The organism is Micrococcus sp. KRD026 (genome assembly GCF_017168445.1).
Taxonomy (GTDB): domain Bacteria; phylum Actinomycetota; class Actinomycetes; order Actinomycetales; family Micrococcaceae; genus Micrococcus; species Micrococcus luteus.
In genome coordinates, this window is sequence record NZ_JABFBA010000019.1 from 93,712 (window position 1) to 115,553 (window position 21,842).

20 protein-coding genes are annotated in these 21,842 nt (G+C 72.9%); 6 read left to right on the forward strand and 14 right to left on the reverse strand.

Translation table 11 applies throughout. The annotated features are described in order from the left end of the window. Positions 1-798: 798 nt before the first annotated feature. The 4 genes from J1M40_RS06840 to J1M40_RS06855 all read right to left on the reverse strand — a co-directional run bounded on the left by J1M40_RS06840 (position 799) and on the right by J1M40_RS06855 (position 5,097). Positions 799-2,493 carry a cytochrome bc complex cytochrome b subunit gene (locus tag J1M40_RS06840; protein ID WP_095353356.1) on the reverse strand — a complete coding sequence of 565 codons (1,695 nt, stop codon included), beginning with the start codon at positions 2,491-2,493 and terminating at the stop codon, positions 799-801. A gap of 5 nt (positions 2,494-2,498) precedes the next feature. Further along, entirely contained in the window at positions 2,499-3,575 is a 1,077-nt protein-coding gene (locus J1M40_RS06845) for a ubiquinol-cytochrome c reductase iron-sulfur subunit (RefSeq protein ID WP_020625609.1), read from the reverse strand. A 69-nt stretch (positions 3,576-3,644) separates the two neighbouring features. Beyond that, on the reverse strand, positions 3,645-4,451 hold the full coding sequence (locus tag J1M40_RS06850) for a cytochrome c (protein WP_036315101.1): 807 nt from the start codon (positions 4,449-4,451) through the stop codon (positions 3,645-3,647). A gap of 85 nt (positions 4,452-4,536) precedes the next feature. Further along, on the reverse strand, positions 4,537-5,097 hold the full coding sequence (locus J1M40_RS06855; protein ID WP_036315141.1) for a heme-copper oxidase subunit III: 561 nt from the start codon (positions 5,095-5,097) through the stop codon (positions 4,537-4,539). Positions 5,098-5,364: 267 nt separating this feature from the next. On the opposite strand from J1M40_RS06855, the gene trpD reads away from it, so the two are divergent. Beyond that, a complete protein-coding gene (gene trpD, locus J1M40_RS06860; protein WP_041103765.1) occupies positions 5,365-6,423 on the forward strand; it encodes an anthranilate phosphoribosyltransferase in 1,059 nt (352 codons plus the stop codon). 54 nt (positions 6,424-6,477) lie between these two features. Here the strand turns inward: trpD and J1M40_RS06865 are convergent, their stop codons facing one another. Together J1M40_RS06865 and J1M40_RS06870 are read right to left on the reverse strand one after the other, a co-directional pair. Beyond that, positions 6,478-6,759, reverse strand: coding sequence for an Lrp/AsnC family transcriptional regulator (locus J1M40_RS06865; RefSeq protein ID WP_002854527.1), 282 nt, complete (start codon positions 6,757-6,759; stop codon positions 6,478-6,480). A 68-nt stretch (positions 6,760-6,827) separates the two neighbouring features. Further along, complete coding sequence (locus J1M40_RS06870) at positions 6,828-7,244, reverse strand: DUF3054 domain-containing protein (protein ID WP_041103767.1); 417 nt, start codon at positions 7,242-7,244, stop codon at positions 6,828-6,830. A gap of 109 nt (positions 7,245-7,353) precedes the next feature. Between J1M40_RS06870 and J1M40_RS06875 the strand changes: the two genes are divergently transcribed. Both J1M40_RS06875 and J1M40_RS06880 read left to right on the forward strand, forming a co-directional pair. Beyond that, positions 7,354-8,004: a hypothetical protein gene (locus J1M40_RS06875; RefSeq protein ID WP_122054342.1), complete on the forward strand. Its 651-nt coding sequence runs from the start codon at positions 7,354-7,356 to the stop codon at positions 8,002-8,004. Positions 8,005-8,196: 192 nt separating this feature from the next. Beyond that, on the forward strand, positions 8,197-8,442 hold the full coding sequence (locus J1M40_RS06880) for a superinfection immunity protein (RefSeq protein ID WP_020624801.1): 246 nt from the start codon (positions 8,197-8,199) through the stop codon (positions 8,440-8,442). 16 nt (positions 8,443-8,458) lie between these two features. Here the strand turns inward: J1M40_RS06880 and J1M40_RS06885 are convergent, their stop codons facing one another. Then, positions 8,459-9,007, reverse strand: a complete 549-nt coding sequence (locus J1M40_RS06885; protein ID WP_100057212.1) for a hypothetical protein — start codon at positions 9,005-9,007, stop codon at positions 8,459-8,461. 59 nt (positions 9,008-9,066) lie between these two features. After that, positions 9,067-11,172 carry an NADPH-dependent 2,4-dienoyl-CoA reductase gene (locus J1M40_RS06890; protein ID WP_113914386.1) on the reverse strand — a complete coding sequence of 702 codons (2,106 nt, stop codon included), beginning with the start codon at positions 11,170-11,172 and terminating at the stop codon, positions 9,067-9,069. Positions 11,173-11,321: 149 nt separating this feature from the next. On the opposite strand from J1M40_RS06890, the gene J1M40_RS06895 reads away from it, so the two are divergent. The 3 genes from J1M40_RS06895 (at position 11,322) to J1M40_RS06905 (ending at position 13,494) form a co-directional block, all read left to right on the forward strand. Further along, positions 11,322-11,798, forward strand: a complete 477-nt coding sequence (locus tag J1M40_RS06895; protein WP_020624804.1) for an NfeD family protein — start codon at positions 11,322-11,324, stop codon at positions 11,796-11,798. Between the two features lie 70 nt (positions 11,799-11,868). Beyond that, positions 11,869-13,059 (forward strand): SPFH domain-containing protein, encoded by a 1,191-nt coding sequence (locus J1M40_RS06900; RefSeq protein ID WP_078025539.1) that lies wholly within the window; start codon positions 11,869-11,871, stop codon positions 13,057-13,059. Positions 13,060-13,146: 87 nt separating this feature from the next. After that, positions 13,147-13,494, forward strand: coding sequence for an RNA polymerase-binding protein RbpA (locus J1M40_RS06905; RefSeq protein WP_060774975.1), 348 nt, complete (start codon positions 13,147-13,149; stop codon positions 13,492-13,494). 76 nt (positions 13,495-13,570) lie between these two features. Here J1M40_RS06905 and J1M40_RS06910 read toward each other — a convergent pair whose 3' ends face one another. The 6 genes from J1M40_RS06910 to J1M40_RS06935 all read right to left on the reverse strand — a co-directional run. Further along, positions 13,571-14,302, reverse strand: a complete 732-nt coding sequence (locus J1M40_RS06910; protein WP_036315073.1) for a polyprenol monophosphomannose synthase — start codon at positions 14,300-14,302, stop codon at positions 13,571-13,573. Between the two features lie 90 nt (positions 14,303-14,392). Beyond that, entirely contained in the window at positions 14,393-15,487 is a 1,095-nt protein-coding gene (locus tag J1M40_RS06915) for a hypothetical protein (RefSeq protein WP_041103783.1), read from the reverse strand. Between the two features lie 19 nt (positions 15,488-15,506). Next, a complete protein-coding gene (locus tag J1M40_RS06920) occupies positions 15,507-18,497 on the reverse strand; it encodes an RNA helicase (RefSeq protein ID WP_063190049.1) in 2,991 nt (996 codons plus the stop codon). A 74-nt stretch (positions 18,498-18,571) separates the two neighbouring features. Then, positions 18,572-19,429, reverse strand: a complete 858-nt coding sequence (gene tatC, locus J1M40_RS06925) for a twin-arginine translocase subunit TatC (protein ID WP_041103787.1) — start codon at positions 19,427-19,429, stop codon at positions 18,572-18,574. Positions 19,430-19,449: 20 nt separating this feature from the next. After that, positions 19,450-19,707, reverse strand: coding sequence for a twin-arginine translocase TatA/TatE family subunit (locus J1M40_RS06930; RefSeq protein WP_002855080.1), 258 nt, complete (start codon positions 19,705-19,707; stop codon positions 19,450-19,452). Positions 19,708-19,744: 37 nt separating this feature from the next. Next, positions 19,745-21,842 (reverse strand): YafY family protein (locus J1M40_RS06935; RefSeq protein WP_206450625.1); only part of this gene is annotated, 2,098 nt, incomplete at its 5' end.

Here is a 21,842-nt window from a genome sequence, read left to right on the forward strand (position 1 = left end):
CCGTCGCGCGTCCCGTTGATGCCCGTGCCCGCGACTCCTACGCCGCTCTCAGCGGCCGGAACGAGCCTCGTCACGTAGAGACCGGGCAGGGGAGTCGCACGGGGTGCAGGCCAGCAGGGCCGTCGCTTGTGACGGTCCACGTGGCGAGGTGAGGGTGACACTTTCGGTGGGCGCCGGACGAGGCCCCCTCCGCCCCCTCTGCACCGTCCGAGGGGGCGGGGCCGGCCCGGCCTCCGGAGAGCCCGTGGCCGCGTCCGCACGGGCACCTGCCACGCACTGTCGACAGCTCCTCGGTCAGGAAGAAAGGGCTGGCCGGTGGTTGCGGCGATGGGCCTCATCATCACCATCGGTGCATCGGTGCATCGGTGCATCGGTGCAGCGGAGTACGGCTTGGCTCTGCACCGGTGCCCACCATGTTGACCGTGACGCCGTGGCCTGCATCCGGGCCGTCGTCCATCTCGGGGCCCAGGGGTGGCGGATGGCCACCCTGCCGGGACAGCCCCCGCCGCCAGGACACACCGTCGGGCACGGGCCCGCGGCACCTGGGAGTCCGGAACCGGGCACGTGGCCGTCAGCAGGGGCCGGGCACGTCCCAGGCTGGCGGGAAACGCTGGGCAGGCCCACGGGGGTGGCCCGGGACCGGCGGGCCTGAACCCTTCGCCGTCCATGCGGGCCGATGCGCGCCGCGGCGTCGGGGCTGCTCAGGGCAGCGCGTCCTCGAGGTCACCCTGGGAACGTCGAAGGGCCCCACGCACCATGGTGCGTGGGGCCCTTCGTCAGGGAATCAGCCGCTCGGGATCAGCGATCCAGGTGAGGGGCGTGCGAGCCGTGCTCGAGCTCGACGGGGTGCTCCTCGTGGCCGTGCTGGCCGTGGGTGCGGGCCTCCACCAGCTCCTCGCGGGAGACCGGGGCGACGCGATCCTGGTAGAACATGCGGTTCAGGCCGGCACGGGCCTTCTCCAGCGCGCCCACCTTGCCGTTGCGGCCGGGCATGGCCGGCACCGGGCGGCGGTCCTCGAAGGACACCAGGCGGTACAGCTCGTAGTCGGTGAGCTGGCGGTGACGCTCGTGGAAGCCGCCCTCGGGGGACATCTCGATGACGCCGGCCTCGTGGCCGTGGAGCACCAGCTCACGGTCCTTGCGCTGCAGGGACAGGCAGATGCGGCGGGTCACGATGAAGGCGATCACCGGGCCGAGGAAGAACAGCGCGCGCAGCACGTACAGCACGTCGTTCAGGGAGAGGTGGAAGTGGGTGGCGATGAGGTCCGAGGACGCGGCCGCCCACATGACGCAGTACCAGACGACGGCGGCCACGCCGATGCCCGTGCGGGCCGGGGCGTTGCGCGGACGGTCGAGCAGGTGGTGCTCAGTGTTGTCCTTGGTGATCCACCGCTCGATCCAGGGCCAGGTGCACATGCCGACGAGCAGGGCGCCGACCGGGATCAGCGGCACGAGCACGCCCATGGGCAGGGACACCGAGGAGCCCCACGGCATCGGGATGTTCCAGAGGAAGGAGTAGTCGCCGATCATGCCCGGCATGAGGCGCAGGGCGCCGTCGAACACGCCGATGTACCAGTCGGGCTGGGTGCCGGCCTGCACCGGGGACGGATCGTACGGGCCGTAGTTCCAGTTGGCGTTGATCGTCACCGTGGAGGCGATGAGCGCGAGCACACCGAACACGATGAAGAAGAAGCCGCCGGCCTTGGCCGCGTACACGGGGCCGACCGGGTAGCCGACCACGTTGTCCTCGGTGCGGCCCGGGCCCGGGTACTGGGTGTGCTTGTGCACGACGACCATGAACAGGTGGATGCCGATCAGCAGCAGGATGGCGGCCGGCACGATCATGATGTGCAGGGCGTACAGGCGGCCGATGACCGAGTGGCCGGGGAACTCGCCGCCGAAGAAGAAGGCGGAGAGGTACGTGCCCACCAGCGGCAGCGACTTCAGGATGCCGTCGATGATGCGCAGGCCGTTGCCGGAGAGCACCTCGTCGGGCAGGGAGTAGCCGGTGAAGCCGGCGGCCCAGCCGGCCATCAGCAGGAAGCAGCCGACCAGCCAGTTCAGCTCACGCGGGCGACGGAACGCGCCGGTGAAGAACACGCGCAGCATGTGGACGGACATGGCCGCCACGAACATCAGCGCCGCCCAGTGGTGCAGCTGGCGCATGAACAGGCCGCCGCGCACGTCGAACGAGATGTCCAGGGTCGAGGCGTAGGCCGCGGACATCTCGATGCCGCGCAGCGGGGCGTAGGCCCCGTCGTAGACGACCTCCGACATGGAGGGGTCGAAGAAGAGGGTGAGGAACGCGCCGGACAGCAGCAGGATGACGAAGCTGTACAGGGCGACCTCGCCGAACATGAACGTCCAGTGGTCCGGGAAGATCTTGCGGCCGAAGAACTTCACGATCGGCGACATGCCCATGCGAGTGTCGACGAAGTTGGCGATGCGGCCGGTCGTGGTCGCCGGCTGGAACTCATTCACGGTGGTGCTCATAGGTGTCAGCCACGCTCCCAGTAGACAGGCCCGACGGGCTCATGGAAATCGCTCTGGGCCACGAGGTAGCCCTCGTCGTCCACGGTGATCGGCAGCTGCGGCAGCGCGTGGCTGGCCGGGCCGAAGATGACCTTGCACTCCTGCGTCAGGTCGAAGGTCGACTGGTGGCAGGGGCAGAGCAGGTGGTGGGTGTGCTGCTCGTACAGGGCGATCGGGCAGCCCACGTGCGTGCAGACCTTGGAGTAGGCGAAGATCCCGTCCACGTTCCAGTCCTCGCGACCCGGGGTGATCTTCACCTTGGCCGGGTCGAGGCGCATGAGCAGGACGACGGCCTTGGCCTTCTGGTTGAGCTTGTCAGGGCCCAGGTCGTTCAGGCCGTCGGGGATGACGTGCACGGCGGAGCCGAGCGTGACGTCCGAGGCCTTGATGGGGGAGCCGGTGGGGTCGCGCACGAGGCGCACGCCCTCGGCCCACATGGTGTGACGCAGACGCTCCGGACCGAAGTTGTGGATCTCCTCATCCGAGAAGTTGTCCGAGTCGTCCAGATCGCGGAACACGGCGATGAACGGCAGGGGGGCCAGCAGGGCGGCACCGATCAGGGTGTTGCGCAGCAGGGGGCGGCGCTTGATCTGCGACTCGTCCAGGATCTCGGAGATCATCCCGGTGGCGGCCACGCGGTCGTCCTCCGAGCGGATCTCGTGACGGTCCTCCACGGTCTCGTGGTCCGGCATCAGGGTCTTGGCCCAGTGCACCACGCCGATGCCGATGCCGAACATGGCGAGGGCGGTGCCCAGGCCGAGCAGCAGGTTCTGCAGGTAGATCTTGCTGAACGCCTCACCGTTGCCGATCTGCCCCACACCGAAGTAGCCGATGAAGAAGAGCACCGTGCCCACGATGGAGATGAGGAACATGACCGAGACCTGACGCTCGGCGCGCTTCGCAGCCTTCCGATCCTCATCGGCCAGACGCGGACGGTGCGGAGGCAGGCCCGGGTTGTCGATCGCGTACCGGGGCGCGTCCTCGCCGGCGTGCTCGAGGGAACCCGAGCGGTGCTCGGTCCCTTCAAAGCCTTTCTCGCCCATATGTCCTGTTTCCTTTACTCGAGTGATGAATGTCGATGACGGGTGGTCGGCGCGCCTGCGCCGACGGGATCAGGAGGACCGGCTGGTGAGCCAGACCATGAAGCCGATGATCAGCGCCAGGCCAGCGGTCCAGATGAACAGGCCCTCGGAGACGGGGCCGAGCGAGCCGAGGGCGAGGCCGCCGGGGGAGCCCTGGTTCTCGATGGTCTTGAGGTAGGCGATGATGTCGCGCTTGTCCTCGGGCTTGATGTTCGAGTCGGAGAACACCGGCATGTTCTGCGGGCCGGTCTCCATGGCCTCGTAGATGTGCTTCTCCTCCACGCCCTGCAGAGAGGGGGCGTACTTGCCGCGGGTGAGCGCACCGCCGGCCGCGGCCGCGTTGTGGCACATGGCGCAGTTGATGCGGAACAGGTCGCCGCCGCGGGTGATGTCCACATCCTCGTGGTTCACATCCAGGTACTCGTCCTCGGGGACGGCGGGGCCGGCACCCAGCGAGGCGACGTAGGCGGCGAGCTGGGCCGTCTGCTCGTCGTTGAACTGGTTCGGCTTGACCTGGGCCTGCGGGCCGTTCATCTGCATCGGCATGCGGCCGGTGCCCACCTGGAAGTCGACGGAGGCGGCGCCGACACCGATCAGGGACGGGCCGGAGGGACCCCCCGCGGCACCCGTGCCGTGGCACGAGGCGCAGTTCGCGTTGAAGAGCTTCTCGCCCTCGGAGATGTCATCAGCCGAGGCGGCCGCGGTGACCTGCGTGGCCGCCTGCGCCTGGTTCACGGTGCTCGCGACGGAGTACAGTCCGCCGGTCACCAGGAGTCCCAGCAGGAGGAGCGCCAGCCCCATCAGGGGATGGCGTCGGTTCTGCGAAAGTGCCTTCACGGGGGTTTCCTATCGTTCTCTTCCCGGGCGGGCCGCACATGCTGCCGGCCCGGGCCTGAAGTCGGTGCGGTGAGTGAGGGTCGTCTTACTTCAGGAAGTAGACGATGAAGAACAGGGCGATCCAGACGACGTCCACGAAGTGCCAGTAGTAGGACACGACGATCGCCGACGTGGCCTCGTGGTGGCCGAAGCGGCGGGCCATGTAGGCGCGGCCGATGATGAAGAGGAACGCGATCAGGCCACCGGTCACGTGGATGGCGTGGAAGCCGGTGGTGATGTAGAACGCCGAGCCGTACGCGTTCGCCGCGACGGTCACACCCTCGGAGACGAGGACCGCGTACTCGTAGGACTGCACCGCCACGAAGATCGAGCCCATGATGAAGGTCAGGATGAACCACTCGACCATGCCCCACTTCCCGAACTGCAGGAAGCCGCCGGTGCGGCGGGGCTGAAGGCGCTCGGCGGCGAGGACGCCGAACTGGGCGGTGACGGAGGAGAGCACCAGGATCGTCGTGTTCACCGCGGCGAGCGGGACGTTGAGGATCGCGGTGTGCTCGGCCCAGAGCTCCGGAGACGTGGAGCGAAGGGTGAAGTACATGGCGAAGAGCCCACCGAAGAACATGAGCTCGCTGGCAAGCCACACCATGGTCCCGACCTGCACCATGTTCGGCCGGCTCGGGAGCCCCGTGGTGGGCTGATGGAGAGTGGGGTTAGCTGTGGTCACCCAGCCATTATGGCCCCAAACACCGCCCGGGCGGTAAATCGAACCTACCGTGTCGCAGGACAGGTCGTCAGCACCGTCGGGGGTTTCAGTGTCAGTCGGGGGCTGGCGTCCAGGGGATGTCCAGGTTCACGGCGGGCGGCGCATGACACGACGCGGTGCCGGGTGCGGCCGGGCCGCTAGGCTCAGTGCGTGAGCACCCCCGAGAACACCGCAGCAGTCCTGGGGACCTCCTGGCCGGAGGTCTTCCGCGCCCTCACCGTCGGTGAGGACCTCAGCGACGACGTCGCCGCGTGGGCCATGGGGGAGATGATGGCCGGCGATGCCACCGAGGGGCAGGTGGGCGGATTCCTCCTCGCCCTGGCCGCCAAGGGGGTGACGGTGCCGGAGCTGCGCGGCCTGACCGAGGCGATGGTCCAGGCGGCGAACCCGGTGCACGTGCCGGGGGAGACCCTCGACGTCGTGGGCACGGGTGGCGACCGCCTGGGCACCGTGAACCTCTCCACGATGTCCTCGCTCGTGGCCGCCGGTGCGGGCGCGCGGATCGTCAAGCACGGGAACCGCGGCGCCTCGTCCACCGCCGGCGCGGCCGACGTGATCGAGGCCCTCGGCGTGGACCTGTCCATGCCGACCCGGAAGGCCGAGGAGTGCGCCGAGGCCGTGGGCATCACGTTCCTCTTCGCCCAGAACTACCACCCGTCCATGAAGTATGTGGCCCCGGTGCGCAAGCAGCTCGGCGTGCCCACCGTGTTCAACTTCCTCGGCCCCCTGAGCAATCCGGCCCAGGTCACCGCCCAGGCCCTGGGCTGCTCGAGTGAGGCCATGGTCCCGCTGCTCGCGCAGGTGCTCGCGGACCGGGGGGTGCGCGGCTTCGTCTTCCGCGGGGCGGACGGCCGGGACAAGATCACGACGTCGGGGCCGTCGACCGTCATGGAGGTCCGGGACGGTGTGCGCACCCACGAGCTCGATCCCCGGGAGCTGGGCATCGACCTGGCCCCCGTTCAGGCCCTGGCCGGGCGGGACGGTGCCTACAATGCGACCCTCGTCCGCGCTCTGCTGGCGGGGGAGAAGGGTCCGATCCGCGACGCCGTCCTCCTCAACGCGGCCGCGGGCCTGACGGCCTGGGACCGTGACGCGGACGCGCCGCTGATGGAGCGGCTGGCGGCCAACATGGCGCGGGCCGCCGAGTCGATCGACTCCGGCGCCGCGCGTGACGTCCTGGACCGCTGGGTCGCCTTCTCCCGGTCCTGATGGTGCGACGACGGGCCCTCGCCAGCGAGGTGGGGCCCGTCGTGGGGAGGACGCTCAGGAGTCGAAGCCGAGCGCCCATCCCTCGCCGAGGTCCTCGGACGAGTAGGTCCGGAAGGCCAGCATGGTCTCGGTGTCCTGGATCCCGTCGACCTTGGAGAGGTGGTCGGCGATCACGTCGGCGAGGTCCTCGTAGCGGCGCACCTTGACCATCGCCACCAGGTCCCACGCGCCGGTCACGGAGTAGACCGACCCGACCCCCTCGAGCGCGGCGAGGGTCTCGGCGGTCTCCGGGATGCTGGATTTGTCGGTCTTGATCAAGACGATGGCGGTGACCACGGGCGGTCCTCATTTCCTCGATGCTGTGGGTCCGGTGTCCGGGATGATCCTAGCTGCGCGCCGGGCCCTCACCTCCGGGTGCGGCGCACCAGCCAGGCGGTCACGGCCCGGCGGCCCAGGAGCAGGACGCCCAGCACCCCGAGCGCCACGAGCACGAAGGACACGGGTGCGCCACCGAGGCCGAAGGCCACGCGTAGGACCATCCCGACGGCGACGGTCCCCAGCCACACGATCACGCCGTGGGGCCACACGCGGGCCCAGGTCCGGTGTCCGGCGGTCAGCCCGGTCATGACCAGGAGACCCGCGAGGAACGGCGCCGCCGTGACCAGCAGCCCCAGCGGCCCGCGCTCTGTCGCGTGCTGCCCCTGGCCCAGAGCCACGAAGAGGAGGGTGAGGAGGAGGTCGACGGCAAGTGCCGGCTGGGCGCCGCGCGGGTCACGGTGCTCGGCGGGCACGGCACGACGGGCGGTGGGGGAGGACGTCATGCATCCAGTCTGGCCCACCGCAAGGTCGAGGCGGCGCGTCCAGCCACAGGTGACTCGGTGGACGGGGCCTATGACAAGATGCCAATGTTGTCAGAGGTAGGCTCTCTGTATGGTGTTCGTGCATCTGGTGCCCATCCGACCGACCGCTGCCACGGCCGACGACGCCCGACGTCTGGCAGCGGTGCTGCTCGATGATCCTCACCCGGACGCGTCCGTAGCCGCGGCGGTGTGGCGTGGCGACGAAGGGAACCCCGACGCCGATGCAGCGCCGGGCGACGGCGAGCTGGCCGTCGTCGTCGAAAGCATGGCGGCTGCGGTGGGCCTGGCGTTGTGGGCTGTGCGGACCGGGTCCTGGGCGGTGCTGTTGGATCCCGAGGATGCCCTCGACAAGGACTCATTATTGTCGTACCTGACGCCAGCCGAGCGGCGGCGCGCCCGGCGGGCACCGGGACGGCTGGTGCTGCCGCACGGACGACGCCCGGGCCGCGCCTCGGAGACCGGCCGAGAGGCTGATCTGCGCTGTGCAGAGGCCACCCTGCAGCTGGTCGCCACGGTGGAACGGCGCCGGTCCGATGACCAGCATGCGGCGGGGCGGCTGGTGGAAGCCGGCGCCAGTCAGCGAGAGGCGGCGGCGGAGCTCGGGATCAGTCAGCAGGCCGTCCATTCCCGGTTGCGGCACGGGCTCTGGCACGAGAGCCGGACGGCCGTGGCGGCCGTCCTGCCGTTGCTGGAGCGGCTGTCCGCAGACCCGGGGGAGTGAACCCCGGCACGCGGTGTCGGTGCCGCCCGGCGCGGCCACCTGGGCCAGTTCACGACGCAGCGCGTGCCGCGCAGGCGGCCTCCGAAGGGGAGGCGAAGAACGGGCTAGTTGACATAATGTACATTATCGGCGCACGGTAGAAGGGCGGACAGGGGCGCCCCGCGCGGCGGGTCTCGCGCGTAGCCTGGACCCATGACGATCATGACCGACCAGCGCGACCGCCCCCTGCACGCGACGATCGCCGTCGTCCTGGCCATCGCCACGGCGGGCTACCTGGCTCCGTGGGCCATTGCCGCCGTCCGCGGCCGTTCCAACGTGTGGGCGGTGTTCTGGGTGAACCTGCTCACGGGGTGGACCGTCCTCGGCTGGTGCATCGCGCTCTACATGTCACTCACCAGCCATCGCCGGCTGCGGCCCTGGGGTCCGCGCGGCCTCTGACCGCGCGGACCGCCCCTCAGGACAGGCGCGCGACGACGGCCCGCACACCGTCTCCCTCGGCGACCAGGCATCGCGGGCCGTCGACGTCCGCCTCGTCCGTCTCGGACAGCTCGACCGGCACCTCGAGCTCCCCCGTCGCATCGGCGCCGATCACGCGGAGGGTGAGATCCGGGGCGCGCGTCTCGAGGTAGGTCCCGGACTCGTCGTGCATCTCGAGCCGGGCCTGCGGGATCTCGCCGCGCACGGCGGCTGCGAGGATACGGCGCGCGTCCGGGTCGGTGGCGGCGTCCACGACCCAGCGGTGTCCCAGGACGGAGTGCTCCACCTCGGCCACGACGTCTCCCTCGGCGGGTGCGTCGCCTCGGTAGGCGAACGCAGTCTGGTAGAGCCGGTCCCCCACGCGCACGAGCATCGACTCGACGCCGATCTCGCCGGTGGGATCGTCGAACCGGTACGAGCCGACCTTCTCGGCGGTCACGTCCTCGGGCAGTCCGTGCGCCACGAGGCGGCGGCGGATCCATTCGGGCTTGTCCGGGTCCAGGCGTGCGGTGTAGATGAGAGCCATGCCCCGACCGTAGCCCCGACGTCGTCCGCCCGGGAGGGCCCGCCGGCCGGCGGCGCGGCTCAGCCCTGCACGGCCCGCACGGCGTGGTCCATGGCCCGGTAGGCGTCGAGCTCGCGGGCTTCGGCCGCGCCACCGATCAGGCGCACCGCCTCCGGCGCGTAGCCCGCAGCCACCAGGTCCTCGACGAGATCCGTCTCGGACTCCTGCCCGGCGCACACGACGACGTCCGTCACGTCCAGGGTCAGCGCCACGCGGGCCTCGGGGTCCTCCGGGGACGGCGCGGTCACGCGCAGGCCGTCGGGGCCGAGGCCCTCGTAGGTCACACCGGAGTGCAGGTGGACCCCGTGCCGCCGCAGCTCGGCGCGGTGCACCCAGCCGGTGGTGGGGCGCAGTCGCACGCCGATCGGTCCGGGGCTGCGCTGGAGCAGGTGGACCTCGCGTCCGGGGTCGGCCGCGGCCGGCTTCGCCAGCTGGCCCGGCGTCTGAGAGGTCAGTGCCACGCCCCAGCGGGCCCGCCAGTGCTCCTGCGTCTCGGGTGTCCCGTCCGGCCGTTCCGTGCCGGCCGCCAGGGCCTCGGCGACATCCACGCCCACGCCGCCGGCGCCGATCACCGCGACGCGCGGGCCGACGTCGACGTGCCCCAGGACCACGTCGTCATAGGCATGGACGGCGGGCGCGCCCGGCTCCCCCGTCCCGGGCAGATCGACGGGCCGGGGCCGCACGCCGGTGGTGAGGAGCACCTCGTCGTAACCCGGCCGCCCGTCGTCGGTCAGGAGTGTCTGTGCGGATACCTCCTCCCCGGTCACGAGCGTCACCCCGGACACCGCCGCGCGGGCCGCCAGGTGCTCCAGCGCGGGACCGAACTCCTCCTTGCCGGGGATGCGCCGGGCGAGCCGGAACTGGCCGCCGGGCTCGGCGTGCCGGTCGAACAGGGTGACCTCGTGCCCGAACCGGGCCGCACGCTCCGCCGCCGTGAGGCCCGCCGGCCCGGCACCGACCACGGCGATCCGGCGCCGGCGGCCGAGGGCCACCGGGACGGGCGCGGCGTACTCCGGCTCCGTCTCCCGCCCGGCGCGGGGGTTCATCAGGCACGAGACCTTGGCCCCGGTGAACACGTGGTCGAGGCAGGCCTGGTTGCAGGCGATGCACGGGGTCAGGGTCCGAGCGCGCGGGTCGCTGATCGCGGCCATCCACTCGGGGTCCGCCAGCAGGGGCCGGGCCAGCCCGACGAGCGCGGCGGCCCCGGACGTCAGCGCCTCCTCCGCCTCGGCGGGGGTGGTGAGCCGGTTGGAGGCGATCACGGGGATGTCGACGGCGGCGGTCAGGTCAGCCGAGGCGGCGAGGAACGCGGCGCGCGGCACGGAGGTCACGATGGTCGGCACGCGGGACTCGTGCCACCCGATGCCGGTCATCAGGACGTCCGCTCCGGCGGCCTCGAAGGCCCGGGCGGTGTCCGCGATCTCCGCGCGCGTCTGCCCGTCGGGGACGAGGTCCGCCGCCGAGGTGCGCACCGAGAGCACGCCGCGCTCCCCCAGCGCCTCGCGCACGGCCGCGACCACCGCCGCCGGGAACCGGCGTCGGCGCTCGGCGTCGCCCCCGTACTCGTCCGCGCGTCGGTTCGTCGCCGGGGCGAGGAACTGGTTGAGGAGGTAGCCCTCCGAGGCCATGATCTCCACGCCGTCGTATCCGGCCTCCAGGGCCAACGTGGCCGCGCGTGCGAACGCGTTCACGGTCCGCTCGATGTCCGCGGCCGTCATCTCCCGGGGCGTGTGCCGCGAGATCGGGGCTCGCACCGCGGAGGCCGAGACCAGGTCGGCGCTGGGGGCGTAGCGCCCGGCGTGCAGCAGCTGGGCGAGGATCCTGCCCCCGGCGGCGTGGACGGCGTCCGTGACGACGCGATGGGCGCGCGCGTCCTCCTCGCTGGCGAGCATCCCCCCGCCCAGCGTCACCGTGCCCTCCGGGACGACGCCCAGGCCGCCGGTGACGATGAGTCCGACGCCGCCGCGTGCCCGCTCCGCGTAGAACGCCGCCAGCTGCGGCAGGTCGTCGTGCCGATCCTCCAGTCCCATGTGCATCGAGGCCATGACCACCCGGTTGGGCAGCGTGAGGGGGCCCAGAGTGATCGGCTGGAGCAGGGGCGAGACCGCGACGGGTGAAGATGTCATGCAGCTCACATTACCGGTCGGTAGCCCCCTCCTTCCAGGACCGCCTGGGGACACGCTGTGTCCGACGCCACTGCATAGGGCAGGATGGGGATCACACGTCGACGCGCGGCAGACCCGTCCGCGCACCCGACACGGAGGGGAGCGCACGCATGGAGTGGATCGAGGCGAACGCGGGCTGGCTGTGGCTGGTGCTGGCCGCCGGCCTGGCCGGCGTCGAGCTGCTGACCCTCGACCTCGTCTTCCTGATGATCGCCGCCGGGGCCGGCGCGGCGGGAGTGGTCGCGCTCGTGGGCGGCCCGCTGGCGCTCCAGCTCGCGGCGTTCGCCGCCGTCGCCCTGCTGATGCTCGCCGCCGTGCGCCCCGTCGCGCTGCGCCACCTGCGCAAGGACACCGGCGCCGGCGCCTCCTACCTGGACACGCTTCCGGGGCGCCGCGTCGCGGCCCAGGGCGCGATCACCGGCGACGCCGGCACGCTCGCCGTCGACGGCGACACCTGGTCCGCCCGCGTCGAGCCCGGGGCGCCCGAGGTCGCCCCCGGCGACGAGGTGACCGTCCTGCGCATCGACGGGGCCACCCTGGTGGTCCGCCCGCTCCCCCGCATCGACTGGGAGGCGGACGGCGCCTGAGCCGCCCCACGTCCTCGTTCCGACCGCACCGACCGCACCGACCGCACCGACCCCAGAAGAAGGGACCCCGATGGAAACCCTCATCGTCCTCGTCGTCCTCGCCGTCCTCGCGGCGGTGATCGTGGCCTCCTCGGTCAAGATCATCCCGCAGGCGCGGACGGCCAACATCGAACGCCTCGGCAAGTACAACCGCACGGCCGGCGCCGGGCTGACCCTGATCATCCCGTTCGTGGACCGCATGCTCCCGATGGTGGACATGCGCGAGCAGGTCGTCTCCTTCCCGCCCCAGCCGGTGATCACCGAGGACAACCTCGTCGTCTCCATCGACACGGTCGTCTACTTCCAGGTCACGGACGCCAAGGCCGCGACCTATGAGATCGCCAACTACATCCACGCGGTGGAGCAGCTCACCACCACCACCCTGCGCAACGTCGTGGGCGGCATGAACCTCGAGGAGGCCCTGACCTCTCGCGACTCCATCAACTCCCAGCTGCGCGGCGTGCTGGACGACGCCACCACGCGCTGGGGCCTGCGGGTCTCGCGGGTGGAGCTCAAGGCCATCGACCCGCCCATGTCCATCCAGGACTCGATGGAGAAGCAGATGCGCGCCGAGCGCGACCGCCGCGCCGCCATCCTCACCGCCGAGGGCACGAAGCAGGCCGCCATCCTCACGGCCGAGGGCGAGCGCCAGTCCCAGATCCTCTCCGCCGAGGGCGAGGCTCAGGCCCGCGTGCTGCGCGCCAACGCCGAGGCGGAGGCGATCGAGGTGGTCTTCGACGCCATCCACTCCGGCGGCGCCGACTCCGAGGTCCTGGCCTACCAGTACCTGCAGTCCCTGCCCAAGATCGCCGACGGCCAGGCCAACACCATGTTCGTGGTCCCCGCCGAGCTCACCCGCGCCCTGCAGGGCCTCGGTGAGGCGTTCGCCCCCGGCGACGGCGACCGCCCCACCCCGGAGCACGCACCCCGGCGTCGGGACTCCGGGGACCGCGCGGGCGAGCCGGGAGCCGAGCACTCCGGCGTCACCCCGGAGCGCGCGCGTCGGCCGCGTGGGTCCCGTCCCACCACCGCGGACGCCCTGCGCGCCAGCGGCGTCATGGACGCGATGACCGCGGGCGCGGTGACGGCGGAGGACATGCCGCAGACCTCGCTCGACGAGGCCCTGGCCACGCCGCAGGAGATCGAGCCCGACCCGTCGGCCGGCCGCACCCCCGGCACCCGCCCGGCCGGCGAGGCCGACGGGAATGCTGTGGGACACTGAATGGTTCCATCGGTGAGAACGACCCGCCGCGCCTCGATCGGCCCGCGCCCCCGCGCGGGCCTCGGCGCGGCCTGACGAGGAGGAAACGTGAGCGATCGCAGCCTGCGGGGCATGCGCCTGGGCGCGCAGTCCCTGGAGTCCGAGGCCGGCGTCGAGCCCGCCGCCCGGCAGCGGGTGGAGTACCGCACGGAGGACGGCGAGCAGGTGTTCGTGACCTTCTCCGTGGAGGCGGACGTGCCGGCCACCTGGACTTCGAAGACCGGCAAGGAGGCGTTCCTCGTCAGCGGCGAGAAGCCGGCTGAGACCGAGGGCAAGCCCGTGCGCACCCACTGGGACATGCTGCGTGAGCGCCGCAGCCTCGAGGAGCTGGAGGAGACCTACAAGATCCAGCTCAACAAGCTGCGCGCCAGCCGCGGCGAGGAGGTCGACGCCTGACCCGCCGCTCCCCCATGCACGACGGGGCCGGATCCGCCATGGATCCGGCCCCGTCGTCGTTCGGGGACTGTGCGCCTCACAGGCCGAGGCGGGCGCGCAGGCCCTCCCAGCGCGCGGCCAGGCCCCACCGGGTCACGTTGACCACGGCCTCGCCGATGATGCCGCCGCTCATCTTGGACTCGCCGAGCTCACGCTCCACGAACGTGATCGGGACCTCGACGATCCGCTTGCCGAGGCGGGCCGTGCGGAAGGTCATGTCCACCTGGAACCCGTAGCCCTTGGACTCGATCGCGTCCAGGTCGATCGCACGGAGCGTGTCGGCCCGGTAGGCGCGGTAGCCCGCCGTGATGTCCGTCAGGTTGAGGCCGAGCATGATCCGCGGGTACAGGGAGCCGGCCCACGAGATCATCTTGCGGGAGGTCGGCCAGTTCACCATCTTGCCGCCCGGCACGCGGCGCGAGCCGATCACCAGGTCCGCAGTGCGGACGGCCTCCAGCAGGCGCGGCAGCTGCTCGGGCTGGTGCGAGCCGTCCGCGTCCATCTCGACCAGGACGTCGTAGCCGCGCTCCAGGCCCCAGCGGAACCCGGCGATGTAGGCGCCGCCCAGGCCGTCCTTGGTGGTGCGGTGCAGCACGTGCACGGAGGGGTCCTCGGCGGCGCGGGCGTCGGCCCAGTCGCCGGTGCCGTCCGGGGAGGCGTCGTCCACCACGAGAACGTCGGACTCCGGGACGGCGTCACGGAGTCGGCCGAGGGTCAGCGGCAGCGACTCGATCTCGTTGTACGTGGGGATGATGGTCAGCACGCGCATGTGCGGTTCTCGCCTTCCGGCCGGGGTCGTGGGGGCGGCCCGCCGGTCGGACGGGCCATCGCATCCGTTCGAGTATAGGAAGCGGAGGTCTCAGGCCGGCGTCGCGGCGTCGTGAGCGTCGCGGGCCACGTCCTCCGCGGCGATCCGGCCGTCCACCCAGGTGGCCCGCCAGCGGGGCAGGGCGGTCTCGGCGTCGAGGGCCGGCAGCAGCGGCGTGCCGGCCCGGGTGTCCGTGCTCCACGCCGCCACCCGGCCGTCCGGCGACTGCACAGCGACCGCGTCGGCGTCCCAGACGCCGAACACGGCCGGGGCCGACACGCTCAGGCGCGGGGCGACGGACAGGCGTGCCGCCGGAGCGTCGGGCAGCGCGCGCAGCGGGGTGCGGGTCGCGGCGGCGAAGGCGGAGCGGGCGGAGATGCGCTCGTCCGGGTCGGGGTGGGACAGCGCCGACCGGACGGCGGCCCACGGGTCCCCGGCCGGGCCGGCGCCCAGGCACACGGTGACGGCGTCGGCCAGCAGGCTCGCCACGGGGGCGTGCAGCACGCCGTCCGCGTCGGGGACGACGGTGGCGCTGACCCCGGCGGCGGCCAGGAAGGCGCGGTCCTCGGCGGTGACCGGGTGGGTGACCACGAGCCGATGGCGCACGCGGCCCAGGGCGGCGGTGCCGAGTTCCTCCGCGACCGAGCGCAGGGCGGTCAGGGCCACGTCCTGGGCGGCGGGCCCGGCGTCCGCACCGCCGTCGGGGACGAGGTAGGCCTGCTCCCCCGCCTGGGTCGAGGCCGTCAGGAGGCCGGTGAGCGTGGCGGGGTCGGTGTCGGTCCCGACGGGCAGCCACACCCCGGCCGCCTCGGCGTCCACGCGGTCGGCGTGCCGGTAGACGACGGTCTGGACGTCCTCGTCGGCGGGCGCGGCGCCCGTGTCCTCGGGCCCGGCCAGGACCGTCACGACGGCGGTGCCGCGGCTCAGCGCGTCCCGCGCGTCCGCGGGCCGGGCCAGCGGCTCGACGAACACGGGCACGACGACGGCGCCGTCGAGGTCCCGCCGTTCGTCACCCGGGTCGGCCACGCGGTCCGCGGAGTCGTCCGCGCCGAGCCAGGCGATCATCCCGTCCCGGACCAGCAGCGCCTGTGCGTACGGGTCCGTCGTCGAGTGGATGATGCCGCGGGTCAACAGGTGTGCGCTCACCCGCCCACCCTAGCCCGTGTCAGTCCTCGTCCGCGCGCGGCGCCGAGGCCGCCGGCAGCGAGGTGGCCACGACGCCGCGGGAGACGAGGTCCGCGGCCCGGCGGCAGGCACGGCTGCGACGGGTGTCCCCGGGGACGTTGGCCAGCTGGCCCAGCACGTCGATGACCTGCCGCGCCCAGCGGACGAAGTCGCCCGCGGCGAGGTCCGCGCCGTCAAGGGTGCGGCGCAGGGTGGCGCCCCGCACCCAGCGGTGCATGGGTGCCACCAGCCCGGGGTCCGTCCGGGGCGTCGGCTCGAGCCGGGCCTGGGCCTCGTCCGTGCGCAGGCGCTCCTCGATGCGCTCGGCGGCCTCCGCGACGCGCGCGAGCCGCGGGGTCGGCATCGGGACCAGTCCGGGCTCGGCCTCCCCCCTGCCCTGGTACACGAGCAGCGCGGCGACGGCGGCCCACTCCTCCGGCGTCAAGCCGTCCGTGGCCGGATCCTGCAGCACCAGCGAGGTGAACAGGTCCCGCTCGCCGTAGATCCGGCGCAGGGCCTCGCCGCGCTCCGTGAGCGCCGCGCGGGGCGAGGACGCGTCCTCCTGGACGTAGCCGTAGGCGCGCAGCAGACCGACGACGCGGTCGAACGTGCGGGCGATGGTGTTGGTGCGGCCCGCGATGCGCTCCCGCAGGACGGAGACCTCCCGCCGCATGGCCCACCAGCGGTCGCCCCAGCGGGCGTGCTCCTCGCGGTCCTGGCAGCCGTGGCACGGGTGGCGGCGCAGTGCCCGGCGCAGCTCCTCGACCCGGGGCGCGGCCGGGTCCTCCCGGAGGCGGAAGCCCGCCGTGCGGCGGCCTCCGGCGGGCGGGCGGCCCGTGCGCACGGCCTCGCGCATGAGCGCGGCGACGTCCTTGCGCTGCGCGGGCGTCTTCACCTGCACCACCTGGGGCAGGGCGGCGCCGGCCACCGGCTCGACCGGCCCGGCGACGTCGTCCACCGTGATGCGGCGCAGCTGCGCCTTGTCCGTCACGACGCCGACGCGCGGGTTCTGGAGGTTGCCGGCGGGGAACACGACGACGGCCCGGCCGAGCGCGCGGCCGGCGTCGAGCTCGACGACGTCCCCGACCGCGAGGTTCGCGAGCGAGTCCTTCACGGCGGCCAGGTGGGCCCGACGGCGCCCCTGCGAGCCGGACTTCTCCGCGGCCGCGAGCTCCTTGCGCAGGGTGAGGTACTCGGCGAAGTCGCCGAGGTGACACTGCATGGCCTCCTCGTACTTCTCGAGGCTGGCCTGCTTCGAGCGGACCTCGCGGGCCAGCCCCACCACGGAGCGGTCCGCCTGGAACTGGGCGAACGAGGACTCGAGGATGCCCCGTGCCCGCTCCGCCCCGACCTGTGCCAGCAGGTTCGCGGACATGTTGTAGGTAGGCCGGAACGAGGAGCGCAGCGGGTAGGTGCGGCGCGAGGCCAGGCCCGCGACGGCGGCCGGGTCCAGCCCGGGACGCCACATCACCACGGCGTGGCCCTCGACGTCGATGCCGCGGCGGCCCGCCCGGCCCGTCAGCTGGGTGTACTCCCCCGGCGTGATGTCGACGTGGTTCTCGCCGTTGAACTTGACCAGCTTCTCGATCACCACGGAGCGGGCCGGCATGTTGATGCCGAGGGCGAGGGTCTCCGTGGCGAACACGGCCTTGAGCGCGCCGGCGGCGAACAGGTCCTCGACGGCCTCCTTGAACGGGGGCAGCATGCCGGCGTGGTGGGCCGCGAAGCCCCGGGACAGGCCGTCGCGCCACGCCCAGAACCCGAGGATCTCCAGGTCCTCGACGGGCAGCAGACGCGCCGCCTCCTCGACCCGCTCGGCCACGAGCGCCTTCTCCCGCGCCGTGGTGAGGTCGAGCCCGGCCCGGAGGCACTGCTCCACGGCGGCGTCGCAGCCGGTCCGGGAGAAGATGAAGGTGATGCACGGCAGCAGCCCGTCGCGGTCGAGGGCCCGGATCATCTCTGGGCGCGACGTGGACAGCCGCGGTCCGCGCCGCTGGCCGCCGTCGTGACCGCCCGGCCGACCGGAGACCGGCCGCTCCCGGTCCAGCGCGGAGGAGCCGTTCCGGCCCCGGCCGCCGTCGCGAGTCGTGCGTCGGCCGCCCCTGACCCGGCCCTTCGGGCCGCCCCCGCGCCCGTCGCGGTGCTGCTGCCGCCCGGGCCGTCCCCAGTCCGCGCGCTGGAACCGGCGCTCGGTCTCCTCCCCCAGGCGCTTGAGCTCGGGGTTGAGCAGGGCCTCCCCGTCCCGGTCCGCGGTGTCCTCGAAGGCGATGTCCTCGGCGAACAGGTCGTAGAGCCGGCCCCCGGCCATGACGTGCTGCCACAGCGGCACCGGCCGGTGTTCGGAGACGATCACGGTGGTGGCGCCCCGGACCGTGTCGAGCCAGGCGCCGAACTCCTCGGCGTTGGACACCGTGGCGGACAGGGAGATCAGCTGCACGTGCTCGGGCAGGTGGATGATGACCTCCTCCCACACCGGGCCCCGGAACCGGTCGGCGAGGTAGTGGACCTCGTCCATGACGACGAAGCCGAGGTCGATGAGGGTGTCGGACTGCGCGTACAGCATGTTGCGCAGCACCTCGGTGGTCATCACGACGACGGGCGCATCCGGGTTGACGGAGGTGTCCCCCGTGAGCAGGCCGACGTTCTCCGCACCGTGCACGCGGGCGAAGTCCGCGTGCTTCTGGTTGCTGAGAGCCTTGATGGGGGTGGTGTAGAACGCCTTCGTGCCGCGGGCCAGGGCCAGATGGACGGCGAACTCGCCGACCACCGTCTTGCCGGCGCCGGTGGGCGCCGCGACGAGGACGCCGTGGCCGTCCTCCACCTCGGCGCACGCGCGGCGCTGGAAGTCGTCGAGGGGGAAGCCCACGCGTGCGGCGAACCGGCCGAGCTCGGAGCCGGCGTGGTGCCGGGCCGCCCGGGCACGGGCGTAGCGCTCCGCCGGGCTCAGCTCGGGCTCGTCGTGCGGGGTCGCGGACGCGGGATGGTGGGCCATGGCCCCACCCTACTGGCGGGTCCGGACACCGTCGTGGTCGTGCGTCCGGGCGGGAGGGCCGCCGCGTACGACGCTCAGATCTGATCGAGCGGCTTCGGGCCTTCGGCGAGCTCCGCCTCGACGTCCACCTCGCGCTGCCCCGAGCGGCGGTCACGACGACGGTCCCCCCACAGGCACAGGACGATGGCCACGCCGAAGAGGACGACGAGCGGGATCGCCATGTAGAACATGGAGATGGCGTCCGCACCGGGGGCGGCGATCGCGGCGATCAGCATGATCACGAAGACGGTGATGCGCCAGTGGTGGACGATCGTGCGGCCCGGCAGGATGCCGAGCATGTTCAGTCCCACCAGCAGCACCGGCAGGACCATGGCCACGCCGAACGCGAGGTAGAGACGCGTGACGAAGCTGATGTACACCGACGCCGTCGGGAGGTTCGCGCCGCCCTCGGGAGTGAAGCCCACGAAGAACTGGACGGCCTGCGGCATCACGAGCCACCCCAGCGCGATGCCGAAGATGAACAGGGGCACGGCCGCGGCGATGAAGCCCAGGGCGTACTTCTTCTCGGCCTTCTTCAGACCCGGCACGATGAATGCCCAGATCTGGTAGAGCCAGACCGGGCTGGACAGGATGAGCCCGATGAACATGCTGACCTTGAGCATGAGGTCGAACGGCGAGGCCACCGTGTCATAGGCGACGGCCGCCGTGTGTCCCTGGCTGGCGATCTCCTTGACCGGGCGGAACAGCTCCGCCATGACCGGCTGGTAGACGAGGAAGCCGATCACCATGCCGACGGCGACGGCGAGCGCCGACTTCAGCAGTCGGTTGCGCAGCTCCGTGAGGTGCTCGCGCAGCGGCATCTCGCCGGTGGGGTTGTCCCGCCGCTTCCGGCGGCGCCGGGTGCGGCGGGCGACCTCGTCGACCTCGGTCATCGGGTGGGGGTCCTTCCGGCTCAGCGCGGGTCGCGCGGGTCGGTCTCGTCACGCTCGACGACGCGGCCCTCGACCGGCTCGTCCGCGGCGGTGGAACCGGCGCCGGAGCGCTCGTCCGTGGTGCCCTTGCCCTCGGTGCGCATCTGCTTCACCTCGGAGGAGAAGATGCGCATCGACTGGCCGAGGTTGCGGGCCATCGCGGGCAGCTTCGGCGCCGCGAAGAGCAGGATCGCGAGCAGGATGATGATGACGAGCTGCCAGCCCTGGAGTCCAGCCATGATGAAGGGTCCTTTCGATGGGGTTCCGGGGTCCAGGCTACCGCGCCGGCAGGGCCGCGAGGGCATCGCCCAGCGCGTCCGCCACGGACGTCCGGAGGTCGGCGGGGGCCAGCACCTCGACGGCGCCGCCGTGGCGTCCGACCAGCGCGGCCGCCACGGCGGCGTCGGTCAGATGCACCCGGGTGAGCCGGTCGCCGTCGGGCAGGTCGGCCTGGGCGTCCGGGCGGTAGCCGGCGGCCGCGTCGCGGACGGGATGGGCCCAGCGCAGCAGCACCGGCACCCCCGCAGTGTCGTCGGGATGGACCCGCCAGCGCGCGGGCCGAGCCCGGGGCGCGAACGTCTCCCCCGTGGGTGCGGGCGCGCTGATCCGGTCCACCCGGAACACCCGGTGGTCCTCGGCGCGACGGCACCACGCCTGCAGGTAGAGGCGCGCCCCGTCCTGCACGAGGGCCAGCGGCTCCACGTCCCGCTCGGTGAGGGCATCGGCATGCACGGAGCGGTAGGTCAGATGGACGACGGCCCGCTCCGCCACGGCGGCCAGCAGGGTGCGCACCGTCGCGGGGTCCACGGCCACGTCCCAGTGGGCGGCGACGGCGACCGGGGGCTCGCCGGCGGTGTGCGCCTCGGCCTCCCGGAGGGCGGCGTCGTCCGCGTCGTCCGCATCCGGGGCCCCCGCGTCCAGGACCGCGGCGCGGATCCGGCGCTGGGCGGAGCGAGCGGCCTCGCGGTCGGCCTCGTCCAGCACCGGCAGGTCCGCGACCGTCTGCAGGGCGGCGACGAGGCTGTGCGCCTCGGGGCGCGTCAGCCGCACGGGACCGGCCAGGTCGGCGGCGCGCTCCACGTGGACGCGGCCACCGACCTCCGCCACCTCGAACTGGAAGCCGGGGAAGTCCCGCTCGGGCATGCCGCAGTAGCGCAGCGTCTCGAGGTCGGCGTCGAGGCGCTCGTCGGTGATGCCGAGGCGGGCGCGCAGCTCCGCCCGGTCCACCCCACCGGCCCGGTTGGCCAGCCCCACGATGTCCAGCAGGCGGCCCACGAGGTCCTCGCTCGAGTCGCGGGCGCGACGTCGGACGGGCGCGGCGAGCGGGACCTCGAGCAGGGCCGGGTCGGCGGGGCCGGCGTGGGCCTCCGCCGCGGCGGCCAGGCCCGCGCGGACGCGGTCGGTCAGGTCCGGGTGCGCGGCGGAGGGCACGGCCCGGCCCAGCAGGCCGCCGATCTCCGCGGCGAGGCCGTCCTCGCGCGGCCCGGCGGGGGCCTCCCAGAGCTCCCAGTCGGGCCCCGGTGCGGCGCCGTCCTCGACCCGGGGCTCGGCGGGCTCACCGACCGCGCGGACGCCCTGACCCCGGCCGGGCGCGAGCCACACCCGGACCCGCTCGGCGTCGGCCTGCCCGGCCAGGCGCGCCACGAGGCCGGCGTGGTCGTGGTCCTCGGGACGGCCGGGGGCGTCCGTCGCCCGCTCGACGCGGCGCGGCTCCCCCTCCATCCGGGTGAGCCGGAAGCTGCGCTCGGCGCCGCGGTCGAGGTCCCAGCCGGTGAGGTACCAGCGGCCGCGCACGAGGGTGAGGTACCAGGCCCGCACGGTGCGCCGGGTGGCCCGCCCCCGCGCGTCGCGGTAGGGGAAGCGCAGCACGGCCTCGTCGGCCACGGCCTGGGTGAGGGCCTCGAGCCGGGGGTCGGCCCGGGGCATGAGGGTGTGGTACCCGGCCAGCTCGTCATCGCCCGTGAGGTCGGTGGCCGGCTGGAACAGCAGGCCCACGGCGCGGACGACGTCGGCGCGCAGCGGCGAGTCGCCCCACAGGCGCCGCGCCCGCACGAGGGCGCGGCGCTCGTCCACGGTCAGGTCGAGGTCGCGCAGCAGCAGCGCGTCGCGGACGACGCGGTGCCGCACCCCCGCCTCGCCCTCGTCTAAGCCCGCGGGTTCGAGGGTCTCCAGCGGGACCCCCACGGCGCGCAGCACGCGGCGGTCCCGCTGGAAGAGCTTCTCGAAAGCGGTGTCCGTGAGCCCCTCATAGCCGACGACCTGCCGTCGGATCCGGTCACGCTCGAGGCCGTGCGGCGCCGAGAGCAGCAGCCACAGCAGCGAGATGATGCGCTCGGCGGCCTCGTCGCCGGCGCGCCGCGGGGCGGGTGGGGTC

Excerpts from the sequence above, each read along its gene's own strand:
- J1M40_RS06840 (WP_095353356.1), bottom strand. The coding sequence starts at position 2,493 with ATGAGCACCACCGTGAATGAGTTCCAGCCGGCGACCACGACCGGCCGC.
- J1M40_RS06845 (WP_020625609.1), bottom strand. The coding sequence starts at position 3,575 with ATGGGCGAGAAAGGCTTTGAAGGGACCGAGCACCGCTCGGGTTCCCTC.
- J1M40_RS06855 (WP_036315141.1), bottom strand. The coding sequence starts at position 5,097 with ATGGTGTGGCTTGCCAGCGAGCTCATGTTCTTCGGTGGGCTCTTCGCC.
- J1M40_RS06870 (WP_041103767.1), bottom strand. The coding sequence starts at position 7,244 with ATGACGTCCTCCCCCACCGCCCGTCGTGCCGTGCCCGCCGAGCACCGT.
- J1M40_RS06875 (WP_122054342.1), top strand. The coding sequence starts at position 7,354 with ATGGTGTTCGTGCATCTGGTGCCCATCCGACCGACCGCTGCCACGGCC.
- J1M40_RS06880 (WP_020624801.1), top strand. The coding sequence starts at position 8,197 with ATGACGATCATGACCGACCAGCGCGACCGCCCCCTGCACGCGACGATC.
- J1M40_RS06885 (WP_100057212.1), bottom strand. The coding sequence starts at position 9,007 with ATGGCTCTCATCTACACCGCACGCCTGGACCCGGACAAGCCCGAATGG.
- J1M40_RS06890 (WP_113914386.1), bottom strand. The coding sequence starts at position 11,172 with ATGACATCTTCACCCGTCGCGGTCTCGCCCCTGCTCCAGCCGATCACT.
- J1M40_RS06895 (WP_020624804.1), top strand. The coding sequence starts at position 11,322 with ATGGAGTGGATCGAGGCGAACGCGGGCTGGCTGTGGCTGGTGCTGGCC.
- J1M40_RS06900 (WP_078025539.1), top strand. The coding sequence starts at position 11,869 with ATGGAAACCCTCATCGTCCTCGTCGTCCTCGCCGTCCTCGCGGCGGTG.
- J1M40_RS06910 (WP_036315073.1), bottom strand. The coding sequence starts at position 14,302 with ATGCGCGTGCTGACCATCATCCCCACGTACAACGAGATCGAGTCGCTG.
- J1M40_RS06920 (WP_063190049.1), bottom strand. The coding sequence starts at position 18,497 with ATGGCCCACCATCCCGCGTCCGCGACCCCGCACGACGAGCCCGAGCTG.
- tatC (WP_041103787.1), bottom strand. The coding sequence starts at position 19,429 with ATGACCGAGGTCGACGAGGTCGCCCGCCGCACCCGGCGCCGCCGGAAG.
- J1M40_RS06930 (WP_002855080.1), bottom strand. The coding sequence starts at position 19,707 with ATGGCTGGACTCCAGGGCTGGCAGCTCGTCATCATCATCCTGCTCGCG.